At 59.8% G+C, this 13,065-nt stretch carries 10 protein-coding genes and 2 pseudogenes; 2 read left to right on the top strand and 10 right to left on the bottom strand.

Features of this window, described 5'->3' with window-relative positions; genetic code table 11:
- Nucleotides 1-274 (top strand): annotated as a pseudogene (locus WBB85_RS11440) (spermidine/putrescine ABC transporter substrate-binding protein PotF); the annotation flags it as partial.
- A gap of 80 nt (nt 275-354) precedes the next feature.
- Here WBB85_RS11440 and WBB85_RS11435 read toward each other — a convergent pair.
- The 6 genes from WBB85_RS11435 to WBB85_RS11410 all read right to left on the bottom strand — a co-directional run bounded on the left by WBB85_RS11435 (nt 355) and on the right by WBB85_RS11410 (nt 7,749).
- Complete coding sequence (locus WBB85_RS11435; protein WP_432638740.1) at nt 355-1,113, bottom strand: SDR family NAD(P)-dependent oxidoreductase; 759 nt, start codon at nt 1,111-1,113, stop codon at nt 355-357.
- On the bottom strand, nt 1,106-2,062 hold the full coding sequence (locus WBB85_RS11430; RefSeq protein WP_432638739.1) for an NAD-dependent epimerase/dehydratase family protein: 957 nt from the start codon (nt 2,060-2,062) through the stop codon (nt 1,106-1,108). Before WBB85_RS11430 ends, WBB85_RS11435 begins: the two co-directional genes overlap by 8 nt.
- Entirely contained in the window at nt 2,059-3,528 is a 1,470-nt protein-coding gene (gene hydA, locus WBB85_RS11425; RefSeq protein WP_432638738.1) for a dihydropyrimidinase, read from the bottom strand. The genes WBB85_RS11430 and hydA overlap by 4 nt, the downstream gene beginning before the upstream one ends.
- 20 nt (nt 3,529-3,548) lie before the next feature.
- The gene (locus tag WBB85_RS11420) at nt 3,549-4,991 is read right to left on the bottom strand and encodes an amidohydrolase family protein (protein WP_432638737.1); all 1,443 of its coding nucleotides are present in this window, start codon (nt 4,989-4,991) and stop codon (nt 3,549-3,551) included.
- 245 nt (nt 4,992-5,236) lie between these two features.
- Nucleotides 5,237-6,718: an amidohydrolase family protein gene (locus tag WBB85_RS11415; RefSeq protein WP_432638736.1), complete on the bottom strand. Its 1,482-nt coding sequence runs from the start codon at nt 6,716-6,718 to the stop codon at nt 5,237-5,239.
- 143 nt (nt 6,719-6,861) lie between these two features.
- Entirely contained in the window at nt 6,862-7,749 is an 888-nt protein-coding gene (locus WBB85_RS11410; protein WP_432638735.1) for a LysR substrate-binding domain-containing protein, read from the bottom strand.
- Nucleotides 7,750-7,901: 152 nt separating this feature from the next.
- Between WBB85_RS11410 and WBB85_RS11405 the strand changes: the two genes are divergently transcribed.
- Entirely contained in the window at nt 7,902-8,906 is a 1,005-nt protein-coding gene (locus tag WBB85_RS11405) for a dimethylarginine dimethylaminohydrolase family protein (protein ID WP_432638734.1), read from the top strand.
- A 188-nt stretch (nt 8,907-9,094) separates the two neighbouring features.
- Here the strand turns inward: WBB85_RS11405 and WBB85_RS11400 are convergent.
- The 4 genes and pseudogenes from WBB85_RS11400 to WBB85_RS11385 all read right to left on the bottom strand — a co-directional run.
- A pseudogene (locus WBB85_RS11400) lies at nt 9,095-9,235 on the bottom strand (DDE-type integrase/transposase/recombinase); the annotation flags it as partial.
- 574 nt (nt 9,236-9,809) lie between these two features.
- Nucleotides 9,810-10,567 (bottom strand): IS5 family transposase gene (locus WBB85_RS11395; RefSeq protein ID WP_432638733.1). Its coding sequence is split into 2 segments (ribosomal slippage): nt 9,810-10,246 and nt 10,246-10,567, totalling 759 coding nucleotides; the frame shifts between segments, so codons are not numbered across the junction.
- 243 nt (nt 10,568-10,810) lie between these two features.
- Nucleotides 10,811-11,089, bottom strand: coding sequence for a hypothetical protein (locus WBB85_RS11390; protein ID WP_432638741.1), 279 nt, complete (start codon nt 11,087-11,089; stop codon nt 10,811-10,813).
- A gap of 624 nt (nt 11,090-11,713) precedes the next feature.
- Entirely contained in the window at nt 11,714-12,925 is a 1,212-nt protein-coding gene (locus WBB85_RS11385) for a hypothetical protein (protein WP_432638732.1), read from the bottom strand.
- Nucleotides 12,926-13,065 lie beyond the last annotated feature (140 nt).

Below are 13,065 nucleotides of genomic sequence, written 5' to 3'. Positions count from 1 at the left end.
GGCCATTCCGGTTGATGCGCCGAACCCCGAAGCTGCCCTGACCTTCATCAACTACATTCTCGATCAAAAGGTGATCGCGGATGTCACGAACTATGTCTACTACGCCAACGCGAATGCCGAGGCGACGCCTCTTGTCGCTGAAGATATCCGAAACGATCCGGGGACCTATCCTCCCCAGGAAATGCGCGACAAGCTCTATCCGATCAAATCCTACGCGCCCGATTTCCTGCGGACACTGAACCGCGCCTGGACGAGTTTCAAGAGCGGGCAGTAAATCTCTCCCTGGCGATCCAACTGCAAGGGGTGCACAATGTGCACCCCTTGTCTTTTGAAAGTCTACTGGCTTTTCGCTATTCACATCGCCGTTGCACCGCCGTCTACCGCAAGAATAGCTCCGGTCATGAAGGCAGCCTCGTCCGATGCCACAAAACCGACGACAGCGGCAATTTCTTCGGGCAGGCCGATCCTACCGAGCAGGGTCGATGATGCATACTCCTGGCGCTTGGCCGCAGGGTCGGGATCGGCGTCGATGCGTGCTTGAATGAAGGGCGTGAGGACCGGGCCCGGGCAGACGCAGTTCACGCGGATACCCTCGGGCGCATGATCAACCGCCATGGCGCGGGTCAACTGCACGATACCGCCCTTGGTCGCGCAATAGACCTGCAAGTCGGGCGCGCCGACCAATGCAAGTTCCGAGGCAATGTTGACGATGGCTGCGCGCGGTGCACTCCGCAACAGCGGCAATGCGGCGCGCGAACACAGGATCGTGCCGCGCAGGTTGACGTTCAGCATCAGGTCAATGTCGTCCAGCGACAAGGCGTCCAGCGCACCGCGGCGCACCGCACCGGCATTGTTGACCAGAATGTCCAGCCGCCCGAAATCGCGGGCGACCATGGCGAACAACGCCTCGACCTCGTCCGGGTTCGAGATATCGGCGGTGAAGGGCGCGGAACGGTTTTGACCATGTCGCTGGTTGATCGCGGCGCAGGCGTCCTTTGCCGACCTTAGATCAGCCAGCACCACGCGGCAGCCCTCGTGGGCCAGCCAGTCGGCCACCGCAAGACCGATGCCACTTGCGGCACCAGTGACCAGAGCGATCCGGGGCTCAGACATTGCTATCTCCTGATTTTTCGGCGGGCGGCCAGTCGGCGGCGCGCGTCATGTCGCGCCAGCATTGCTGTGGCACCCAGCTCAGATCACGCCTGGCCTTTGCGTTGGAGAATACGGCGGCGCGCGGGTTCGACTGATATCGCCGAGGATTGTGGATGCGTGGCAGCGCACCCAACACCCGTTGGACAAAACCAAGCGTCGGCTCTGGAATCAGCGTGTCATCGGCGCAGATGTTGAAAACCTGATAACCTGGCATGTTTGCCTTCAGTGCGGCCGCAAAGGCGGTCGCCGCATCGGTCAGCTCAATGTAGGACCGGAACAGAGGCACCCAGTAGTCGTTACGCCCGGTCTTCGGGGCGTCCAGGCTTTCTGTTTTCCAGGACGCCCGAGTTTCACCAAGATCACGGCGCAAATCGGTGATGTCGTCGGCACAGATCACTGCGCTGAGGCGAAGCGTCAGGACCGACATTTGCGGTTGTCGCCGCGCCAGCGCCGCCATGGCTTCCTCTGCCGCCCGCTTGCTGAGCGCATAGGGTTGGCTGGGGCTGGTCGGGTGATCTTCGTCCACTGGCAGACGTTCAGGGGAAAGGCCCGGGTTGGTATGGTCCAGCCCATAGACGCTGGCGCTGCTGCAATAGACCATGCGCCCGACCCCGGCCCGTTCGGCGGCCTCACAAACCGACCAGGTGCCGAAACTGTTCAGATCGAAGAAACGCTCGGACGGGACGCCTTCGGCGCTGTCCTGCCCGGCAAGGTGCAGCACGCTGTCGGCACCCCTGAACAGCGCTGCAAGCCGGTCGGTGTCGCGGATGTCGCAGGCCAGAACCTCGGGGGCATCGGGTCTGAGATCGATCCCTGTCACGCAGTGGTCACGCGACAGAAGGCGCATCGTTGCCCGCCCCAAAAGGCCGCTTGCCCCTGTCACGACCACTTTCGGCCTCGCCTCGTTCATCGCGCATCCCCCGTTCCGTCGTCGGGAAAGATCTCGGCCACCAGCCGGTCAATGGTGTCGCCCCGGCCACGCGGAAATGGCCGGTCGCAGGGCAGGAAGGTTCCGTGCCCGGCAGGGGCCGCGGGCGATCCGTCGCGAAAAACCGGCACGCCGCGGCTCAGCACCGTTTCCGGCCAGCCGGTCACCTCGCGCCCCTCGTAGGGCGTGTAATCCATTCCGTCGTGCAGGATTGCCGGCGTGACTAGTCGGATCAGCGTCGGGTTCCAGATCGCCACATCCGCATCCGCGCCAACGGCAATGCTACCCTTTCGCGGCCACAACCCGTAAAGCCGGGCGTGGTTCTCGGCGGTCAGTTGGACGAAGCGGCGCAGCGACAACCGCCCCTGCACCACGCCTTCCGAGAAAAGCAGCGGCATCCGCAATTCTATGCCGGGCACACCCTGCGGTATTTCGTTAAAGGGCACCGAAGAACCGTTGGCCTGCTTTCCATCTGGCCCGCTATAGGCAAAGGCGGAATGGTCCGACGACAGGACATCGATCTCGCCGCGCGCCAATGCCTGCCAGACCCGCGCGTGCTGGGCGGCATCGCGCGGTGGCGGGCTGCACAGGCATTTCGCCCCCTCGAAACCGGGCCGGTCCAGATCGGCGGCGGTCAAGAGCAGATATTGCGGACAGGTCTCGGCATGAATGGCCTTGCCGGCGGCGCGGGCCCGGGCGATTTCGTCCAGCGCGCCCCGGCCCGAGACATGGACGATCAGCACCTGCGCGCCGATCAGCTCGGCCAGCGTCACCGCGCGATGGGTTGCCTCGCGTTCGGCCAAGGGATGGCGGGCGACGGTGTGATAGCGCGGCGCGGTGCGGCCCGAAGCAATCAGCCGTTCGGTCAGCCATCGGATCATGTCATGCCCTTCGGCGTGAACCATCACCATCAGCCCCTCGCGCCGGGCTAGGTCGAGCACATCGAGGATCTGGCGATCGTCCAGCTTTAGGGCCTCGTACGTCATGTAGATCTTGAGCGATGTATAGCCCTGACCGGCCAGCACGGGCAGGCTGGCCAGCGCTGTAGCATCGGGGTCGGTCAGGATTAGGTGAAAGGCATAGTCGATCTCGGCCTGCCCGTCGGCAAGCCTGCGATAGGCGGCCAGAACCTCGGCCGGGGACTGGCCGCGACGCTGGCAGGCAAAGGGGATGACAGTGGTGGTGCCGCCCGCCGCCGCCGCGCGGGTGGCAGAGCGGAATGTGTCGAAGGTGCACAGGCCTGTCGAGGTGACCTGCTCGATATGGCAATGGCTGTCGATGCCGCCGGGCAGGACCAGACGGCCGGTTGCGTCGATCTCATCCGCACCGCGCGCCAGCCCCTCGCCGATCGCCACGATTTTGCCGCCACGGATGCCAAGATCAGCCATGCCTTCGCGCTCGGTCCCGACCAGATGGCCGCCGCGAATGACAAGGTCGAAATCTGGCATTCGGCATTCCTATCGTTTCACTAATGGACCGGCAGCGGCAGGGGCGCGATTTCGTGCAGGGGCCGGTGTTTCGGGTCGTTTCCGACCGCGCGGCGGGCCATTCCGTCGCGAGCCTTGTTCAGGGCACGAGACGCCGCGCCGACATCGATCGGCAGGACCACGCTCGCGTCAACCACCTGCTGCCCGTCCACAAAAACATCGCGCACGGCCCGGTCTGCGGCCTGATGAATGAGGCTCGTCAGCGGATCGGACAGCGGCAGCATTGAGGGATGGTTCAGGTCCAAAAGCACGATGTCGGCCTTTGCCCCGACGGCAAGCCGCCCGATATCGTCGCGCTGCAGCGCCTGGGCAGCGTCAATGGTGACGGCGTTGAACACATCCGTGATGCTGGCCCCCTCGACCCGCGCACTCGTCACCCGCGCGAGGAGCATCGCAAGCCGCATTTCTTCGATCAGATTGTGCGGGAACGTGTCTGTCCCGATCCCGACCGGGATGCCAAGAGCGCGGTACCGACCGAAGTCTTCCAGCGCAAGGGCTGACTGGCGGGCAAAGACCGTTGGGTTATGCGCGACCGCCGCACCGCTGTCGGCCAAAAGCTCCAGCTCGCCGCGCTCGCCCCAGGATCTCATCTGGCTATGATGATCAAGCAGAATGCAATGCGCCACAATCGACCCCGGTGCCAGCACTCCCAATGACTGCATCCAGCGGATCGGTGTCATGCCGTGGCGGCGGGTGATTTCCTGAAACTCGGTAATGAGTTGTGCGGCGTGGGTCTGCCACGGCACCTTGCGGTCCTGTGCCGCCTGCCAGCTGTCGCGCAACAACGCCCCAGAGCAGATATCGATCTGCGCCGGCATGACCATACCGGAAAGCCTGCCCGAGCCATTCGCCGACGCGGCATCGACGACCGCAAGCGCCGCTGCGAAAGCCGCGCGACCGTCATCTTCCTTCCAGGCATAGCGAACGCCGGATGCGTCGTCCTGTTCCATGCCCCCGCCCGCGAAGCTTGGTGCAAGGTAAAGCCGAAGGCCGCTTGCCTCTGCGCCCTCCAGCCAGCCCTCATAGAGATAAGAAATATCGACGGCTGTGGTGACGCCGCCCGCAAGCATTTCTGCATAGGCAACCGAGGCGCACAGGCGACGGTCGGAATCGGTCTTTTGAAAGAGGCCAAAGTCACTGACCCAAAGTCGTTCGCCCAGCTGTCCGGCGACGTCGTTCGTCGCAAAACCCTTGTTAAGCGGCGAGGAATAGGGATGTGAATGCAGGTTGATAAGGCCCGGCATGACGCAGCGGTTCTCGCCGGATATCTCGCGATCAGCGGCACCATCGAAATGCCCGCCCACATGGATAATCCGGTCGCCGCGGAACGCCACATCACCGGCGCGCAGATAGACATGGCCACCCACAGTGGCATCCCAGGCGATGAGCCAGTCAGCCTTGCGGATAACGGTTGTCCGGGTCACCTGATACTCCCCCGCCTTGAGCGGTAAATCGCGCCCTGACCGGTGAAACCACCTCGGGCTGGATCAGTATTTCACCGCCTTCGGGACGCGGACATATGGTGTTTGCAATAGCCACCGCCGGCCTGCCGGTTCGGTCGTTCACGTCTCTGGGAAAAGTGCTTGTCAGTCGTGTGCGGCTCGGGTGCAGCAGATTTTGAACCGGAATTGTTTTGAGGTGGCTTTACCTCAGGTGCCGCCAACATGGATCACCCGCGTCCGTTACCCGCAAGCTGCTCGACCGGCTGATGGCGGACCGGCAGTGGCAGCGGCGCGATTACGTCCAGCGGCCGGTGTTTCCGGTCGTTTTCGACCGCACGACGGGCCATTTCGTCGCGCGCGACGTTCAACGACCAGGTGGCTTCGGCGATGTCTATCGTCAAGACCTTGCCACCTGCCACAACCTGTCTGCCATCGATGAAGACATCCCGCACCGCGCGGTCGGCAGCCTGATGGACAAGGCTCGTCAACGGATCGCTCATCGGCAGCATCGACGGGTGGTTCAGGTCCAGAAGCACGAAATCGGCCTTGGCACCCACCGCAACGCGTCCTATGTCATCGCGCCCCAGTGCCCTGGCGGCATCGATGGTGGCGGCGCTAAACACATCGGCAATGCTCGCGCCATCCACACGGGCACTCGTCACCCGCGCGATCAGCATGGCAAGCCGCATTTCCTCAAGCATGTTGTGCGGAAAGGTGTCGGTGCCGATCCCGACCGGAATGCCAAGGGCACGGTAGCGGCCGAAATCCTCCAGCGCGAGGCCGGACTGGCGGGCAAAAATCGTCGGGCAATGCGCCACGGCGGCGCCGGTCCCGGCCAACAGCTCAAGTTCACCCTGCGACCCCCAAGAGCGAAGTTGGCTGTGATGGTCAAGCAAAATACAATGCGCCAGGATTGACCCAGGCGTGAGAACCCCCAGCGATTCCAGCCAGCGGATCGGCGTCATACCGTGGCGCCGGGTGATTTCCTGAAACTCGCTGATGAGTTGCCCGGCATGGGTTTGCCAGGGCACATGCCGGTCCTGCGCGGCATGCCAACTGTCGCGCAAAAGCGGTTCCGAACAGGTATCGACCTGGGCGGGCATTACCATCCCCGAAAGCCGCCCCGAGGCATCGGCCAGTGCGGCATCGACCACCGCAAGCGACTGGGCGAATGCCGCGCGACCGTCATCCTCTTTCCAGGCATAGCGAATGCCGAAAGCGTCATCCTGTTCCCAGCTTCCGCCGGCAAAAGCGGGCGCAAGGCAGATGCGCAGCCCGCTTGTCGCCGCCACGTCCAGCCAGCCTTCGTAAGGGTAGGAGATATCCACGGCCGTCGTGACGCCCCCGGCGAGCATTTCGGCATAAGCCACCGCCGCGCACAAACGGCGATCGGCATCGGTCTTGCGGAAGACCACAAGGTCGTTGACCCACAGCCGCTCACCGCGTTGGCCCGCGACCTCGGCCATTGCGAAACCTTTGTTGATCGGTTCCGAATAGGGGTGCGAATGCAGATCGATCAGGCCCGGCATGACGCACAGGCCCGCACCCGCGATCTCGCGGTCCGCAGCGCCTTCGAAATGTCCGCCAACCTGCACGATCCGGTCGCCGCGAAAGGTGACGTCGCCACCGCGCAGATAGACATGTCCGCCAAGCGCGGCATCCCAGGCGATGATCCAGTCTGCTTTGCGGACAACGGTTGTCTGATCCATCTGGCGCGCTCCCGGCATTATGTGGCAAATTGCGGTCGGTTTGAAGAATACCCGGTCACCAGCAGAAGTATTTCATCGCCGCTGAAAGGCGGAAATATGTGGTTTGCAATAGCCGCAGACAGCGCGCATCAGGCGCAGGCACGTCACTCTTCAGTGACCGCCGCTTTCAGCCAGCCAAGAAAGACTCTGGCCGGGGCGCTCAGGGTGACGTCGGTGGGGGTCACAATGTAATAGGCGTCGGTCTTGAAACGCAGCCGTTGCCGGAACGGTCTGACCAGTGTTCCGGCCGCCAGATCGGGGGCGGCTGTCACATTGTCGCCCATGGCAAAACCCAACCCGGCGCGGGCTGCGGCGAGGATGTGGTTGAAATCCTGAAACCGCAGTCGCTGCGACTGCAGTGGATATTCGACGCCATTTCGCACGAACCATTCCTGCCAGTGTGAGCCGGAACTGCCTTCCAGAAACACATGATCTGCAAGATCGGAAATCTTTGGGATGCCGCCCGCCCGGTTCAGAACTATCGGGCTGCACACCGGAAAAAACTCTGCCTGTTTCAAGAGTTCGACATGCATTCCCGGCCATTTCGGGCGGCCAAAGAGAATGGCGGCGTCGCCGTCGCTGGCACGAAAGTCTTCAGCCGAGCCGGTCGGCACGACGGTCAGGCCGATATCGGGATAGCGCGCAAGGAACGGGCTGAGATTCGGGATCAGCCAGTGCGACGCAAAGGCCGGCATGCAGATAATCCTGACCTGACCGGCGACCTTGCCTTGCCGTACACCGCGGACCGCGCCGTCGAGCCCAGCGAAAGAAGCGGTCAGCCGTCCCAGCAATTCCTGCCCCTCTGCGGTCAGAACTATGCCGTCGCGGGTGCGCTTGATCAGCGCCGTTGCCAGATGGCTTTCAAGGGCTTTCACCTGCTTGCTGACCGCACCGGGGGTTACAAACAGCTCTTCTGCGCCGCGCGAAATGCTCAAATGTCGCCCTGCCGCCTCGAAAGCCTTCAGCGCGTTAAGGGGGGGGTGCATGTTCATCCAAGACCTCGATCTGCTTCACGCGCCGTTATTTGAGAATATCTCAATTATAAAAGGAAATAAAATCGTTTCATGGAATTTTTCACAAGACTTAACCTTCCCGAAGCGGTCGAATCGTTGCCTCAAACGCCCCTCAAAAACCCGGAGCTGAAATGCAGAAACAGAAAAACAAAGACCTCTACTCCGCCACCATCAAGCATTTCGGATCAGCACCCGAACCGGCCTTCGAGACGCCCGAGCGGATGAATGCGCTGTGGGGGCGGGAATGGGGCTGTGACAATGATGTCGGGCAAATCAGAACGGTTCTGATGCACCGCCCCGGCGACGAGTTTTCGGTCATCGACCGTTCAAAAACCATTCCCGAGACCGGTACATTCGGCGATCTGGAGACCGGCTGGTACTGGCAAAGCGACGAAATCCCGGAACTTTCCGAGTTGCAAAGACAGCATGACACGCTCGCCGATACGCTGCGTGCCGAGGGCGTTGAGGTGATCTATCTGGAAGGCGTTGGCAATGGTCGGTTCAAGTCGATCTACACGCGGGATTCCTGCATCGCGGTCAAGGGCGGCGCGATTGTCACGCGCCTGGCGCCCAGGATGCGGCACGGCGAGGAACTTCCGGTGACCCGGACCCTGGCCAAGGCTGGCATGCCGATCTTGCGCACGCTGAACGGCACATCGATGGCCGAAGGCGGCAGTTTTGCCTGGCTGAACCGCAAGACCGCCGTGATTGGTCGCAGCATCCGGGTGAATGACGACGGTATCGCCCAGATTGCCGATGTGCTGCGCTATCAGGGTGTCGAAACCATCGTTGTCGACCTTGTCGGGTATGACATCCACATTGACGGGCATTTCCTGATGGTTGACGTCGATTTGGCGCTGATCTGGGCACGCGGGCTGCCCTTCACCTTTCTAGAAAGGTTGAAGGAACTTGGCATTCGCACGGTCGAAATGAACGAAGACGATAACAGCTGGATCGTGAACGGCCTCGCCGTCAGCCCCGGCCGGGTGATCATGCCCAAGGGCATTTCCGGTCGGACCCGTGAAGCACTCGACAGCAATGGTGTCGGAATCATCGAGATTGACTACGACTTGGTTCAGCTAAACGGGGGCGGAATCCACTGCTCGACCAGCCCGCTCATCCGGGACGCCGTGTGAGCGCTGTGTGCCGAATATCAACCCGCGCCATGTCAGGTTACACTCCGTCGCGGACAAGCTTACGCGACAGTGTCTGACGTCAGCGCCTACCAGGTTTCTGATGCGAATTTTCTTGCCAAGCGCGGTATTGCTCGCTCTTCTGATGGCCTATTTGGCCAAGGGAGCAAGCTGCCGGCATGCGGGGTGTGCGGCGTAAGCGGACCCTTCCGGATCATGTTTGCCACCTCGATACCAGCCAACACGGATACGGCAGACGCAAAGGTCTTGAAGCCAAGACTTGGTCGCGTGCGGCGTTTTATTAGGCGGTGGTCCTGTTCGACGATATTGTTATCTGGCATGAATGGTCGCGGCGCCTCAATCGGCATTTTTTGTGACCCGGCGGGATAGACTATCCTTCGGCCACCGGGATTGGGGTGTTGGGAGCACGTACGGTGGGCAGGCCGAAGTATCTGATGAGCTGAGAGCTCGGGTTGTTGTCTGGCCGCCCCTTCGACTTGCCCGGTTGCGCTGCGAGCGCGGATCCGTAGATGTCGTGTAGCCTGTCGGCTCTCTTGATTGCAGATGCAAAAATGGAGCCAAGGATGAGAACCATTGGTCTTGATGTCCATCGATCCTTCGCCCAGGTCGCGATCTTGGAGGGTGGCAAGGTCCGGGACGCCGGAAGGGTCAATTTGGACCATAGTCACCTGGTGCATTTTGCTCGGCAGCTGAGACCGGACGACAAAATAGGTCATGGTCATCTCCTCTGAGCTCAAATCACCACAACCACCGCAACGACTCGGCCCGATAACCGCATCTCCGTTGCGCAAGCCCCTAAATCTGTCCGGTCGGCGCTGACGTCAAACATGATTTCAAATTAGTCAAATGAAAATGCGTGCAGCTAGGCTCCAGACTCATTGAGTTTCAGAGCCAGAAGAGAATTGTTGCTGCGAGAGCTATTGCGGAGAGGAAGGTCTCGGGGCATCGGTCGTATCGTGTTGCGACGCGTCTCCAGTCTTTTAGGCGGCCGAACATGATCTCGATCCGGTTGCGCCGTTTGTACCGTCGCTTGTCATATTTCACGGCTTTCTTGCGTGACTTTCGACCGGGGATGCAAACCTTTATCCCTTTGTCTTTCAACGCTTCTCGCAGCCAATCGGCATCGTATCCACGATCCCCCAAGAGCCAATCAGCCTTCGGCAGGCTACTCAGCAGCGCCGCTGCGCCGGTGTAGTCGCTCACCTGTCCGGCCGACATGAAGAACCGGATCGGGCGGCCCTTCGCATCAGTGACGGCATGTAACTTCGTGTTCATGCCGCCCTTCGTGCGCCCGATTTGGCGAGCACGCCCCCCTTTTTTACCCGCAGGCTCGAGGCCGTGCGGTGCGCTTTCAAATAGGTCGCGTCGATCATGATGGTCTTGTGATCGGCGCCTTCGGCGGCCAGGCCCGCCATGATCCGGGCGAAGACGCCATTTTCACTCCAGCGTTTCCAGCGGTTGTAGAGAGTTTTGGCCGGACCATACTCCCAAGGCGCATCACACCACCGCAAACCATTGCGATTGATGAAGATTATGCCACTCAGGACCCTTCGATCATCAACCCGAGGCTTGCCATGGCTCTTGGGGAAAAACGGTTTCAGGCGCTCAATCTGCGCCTCGGTCAGCCAGTAAAGATTGCTCATGGATCAGGTCTCCTTGCGGAGCCTGAATCACGGCAACGGACTGAAATCAATGGGTCTGGAACCTAGCAGCTTGCGCCAGTTTTCCTCGGTCAGTCAATGAAGTGCCGCTCTGATCTGGTTTTACATGAGAGGCATTACCGCATAGGCTTGGTGAGCTTGATCTCAACAGGCACAACCGCCTCGCCCATGCCCTCGCCTGTCGCATCTGGGCTGAATCGGTCGTGGGCTTCCTGCGCCTCGATCTCACTTCGCTTGATCGTTCCCCAAAGCAGAGAGCCGCGCCTGTCCAGTGCCGCGGTAACCCTCCCCAAAACTAATAGGATGCGATCGTAGAATTTCTTCAGCAAGATGCCAGAGGAGGTTCTCATGAAGATGGCGAGGTTTAACGAGCCGCAGATCCTTGCGATCCTGCGCCAGGGCGGAGGCGGCGTGCCGGTGGCCGAACTTTGCCGCGAACATGGCATGAGTGTCTACGGCGGAGCAAAAGCTGGCCACCTGACGGAGCAAATATTCGCGGCCCATTTCAGTCGCCGAGAAGTTAATGGAACCTGTTCGATATCATCCGCAAGGGACCTTTCATCTGCCATTCACCATAGGTCACTTGTTGCATGATGTTGTATTTTTTTTGTGGGGTTGTATGTGGGGTTGGTGAACAAGCATACAATTTGTGTAACAAAAACAGAGACGTTTTGCGGACACCGCCTCCGCCAGACTCATCTCTGAAACGCTGATAATAAAGGGAAAATTGGGGCGTGCAATCCGAAAATGTGATACGGAATGTGATACAAAGTTCAACCGCTCAATCTGTCTAGGCTCGGTCGTATCCAGTAGTCCGAGTCAGGTTCAACCTGACTTGGTTTGGTTTGGGCCAAAGTGTGACCTGATCGATCTAGCGGGGCACTGGTTTGATTGCCTATAGCTTTTCCTAGGGAGTCTCGTAAGGCGTTTTGCCGTTGTGTGTGTCTTGCGAGATTGTAGATTTGCTCCCATTCAACCGGTTTGGCCTTAGAGTCGACGCCACGCTCCACCTTTTCAGCTAGTCCCATGACATTTCTTTTCATTTGATGTGTTGGTGTACGGCGGAGGAGGTTTTAAGTTTGATCCCTAATTGATCACGAGTTGAACATACGTTGAACAGATATTGAGCTAAGTTGAGATAGCTTCTTCCAGGATCGACGATCTACTAATTTCTTTCATGATATCAGATATTTGCGGAAAAATATCTCGGGCGACGGTCTCTGCAAAAAAAAACGCTTTTTCGCACTCTCGGCACAAGTCCCGGTGCCAAACTGACGTGTTTTCAGTTGCGGCCCTGTTCACCATCCGCAGAATGCTGATTCCCTCGACATGTGCAACAGAGGTATTCTCGATGGCGATCACGGGCGACTTGTCGCGCCATTCTTCAATTAGGGCCGACAAAGGCCGCGACAGGTGATCTCGACCTTTACTTTTCAGGCACCACAGAAGATAGGCTAAGAAGGCGGGGCGACTTTCGGGCGTCGTGATGACGTGGCGCCCGTTCCGCAAGACACCCAGCGGCCTCTGGGGGCGGTTGAAGGCATGCCTATCAGCTCCGGGCGGTTTGCCATTGGCGCTATAGACCGCCCATTCTGTGATGTGTGCCGCATCCAAAGTGCGAAGGCAGTCCCAGAGGTCTAGAGTTCGCCATCGATGACGATGTGCCATTACAATGGTATTTGTTTCTTTCGTTTTTTCATCTTGGTAGCTGCGGCCATCCTCTAGGTAGTGCAGTTTGTACATTCCCACACGCTTCTCGCCCGCAGATTTGAAGTATCCCCTGATGAGCTCTGGCGGAACGCCGCGATCATCCATGAGGTTTTGAAGCTCATACAATTCCGCCGCCAGCATGATAGGGCCTAGCTCGCCGTTGTTCACGAGCCTATAAAGCGGGGAATGGCCCTCCTTGGCCCTGACAAAGCTGTTCGGGATGAATGCGACCTTGTTAGTGTGTTCGATGATATGCCAGCCGTCTGACCGTTTTTCAATGTAGCCCTTAGATGCTGCCCGCTGTGCCGCATTGATCATGCTCGTATTTGTGGGTTGCTGTCCCGCTCCAAGCGCCTCTACAACTTCACGCTCTTTCGCCGCCAGCGTACTTCGATTGTCATGGATAGGAAGGCGGTGGCGAGGAACTGTCCTTGCCCGTGCTCGCTCAACAGGCAGGTTCTCGACCAGGCCATGCTTGGCGAGATTTCGAACTGCTTTCTTGGCCTCAGATCGTGTAAGGCCGGAATAGTTCATGATCGAGTTGAAGCCGCCGCTTGAGGTGACGTTGCTCTGATCTGTGCTTGTGAGAAGGCAAAGATAGGCTGATGCCTCCTCCACGCCCAATTTCATTTGCCTGAGGGCTTTGGACCTGTCGCGGTTTGATGCCGCTCCTTTGATAGCATTTACTGCAACAAAGGAGACTGACTATGGGACTGAAACGGACGGACGAATTCCGCCAAGATGCGGTGCGTATCGCACTGACCAGTGGA

Origin of the sequence: Albidovulum sp. (assembly GCF_049646345.1) — a bacterium.
Taxonomy (GTDB): domain Bacteria; phylum Pseudomonadota; class Alphaproteobacteria; order Rhodobacterales; family Rhodobacteraceae; genus Albidovulum.
This window is presented reverse-complemented; position numbering and strand designations above follow the sequence as displayed.

Excerpts from the sequence above, each read along its gene's own strand:
- WBB85_RS11390 (WP_432638741.1), bottom strand. The coding sequence starts at position 11,089 with ATGGGCCGCGAATATTTGCTCCGTCAGGTGGCCAGCTTTTGCTCCGCC.
- hydA (WP_432638738.1), bottom strand. The coding sequence starts at position 3,528 with ATGCCAGATTTCGACCTTGTCATTCGCGGCGGCCATCTGGTCGGGACC.
- WBB85_RS11430 (WP_432638739.1), bottom strand. The coding sequence starts at position 2,062 with ATGAACGAGGCGAGGCCGAAAGTGGTCGTGACAGGGGCAAGCGGCCTT.
- WBB85_RS11385 (WP_432638732.1), bottom strand. The coding sequence starts at position 12,925 with ATGAAATTGGGCGTGGAGGAGGCATCAGCCTATCTTTGCCTTCTCACA.
- WBB85_RS11410 (WP_432638735.1), bottom strand. The coding sequence starts at position 7,749 with ATGAACATGCACCCCCCCCTTAACGCGCTGAAGGCTTTCGAGGCGGCA.
- WBB85_RS11435 (WP_432638740.1), bottom strand. The coding sequence starts at position 1,113 with ATGTCTGAGCCCCGGATCGCTCTGGTCACTGGTGCCGCAAGTGGCATC.
- WBB85_RS11405 (WP_432638734.1), top strand. The coding sequence starts at position 7,902 with ATGCAGAAACAGAAAAACAAAGACCTCTACTCCGCCACCATCAAGCAT.
- WBB85_RS11415 (WP_432638736.1), bottom strand. The coding sequence starts at position 6,718 with ATGGATCAGACAACCGTTGTCCGCAAAGCAGACTGGATCATCGCCTGG.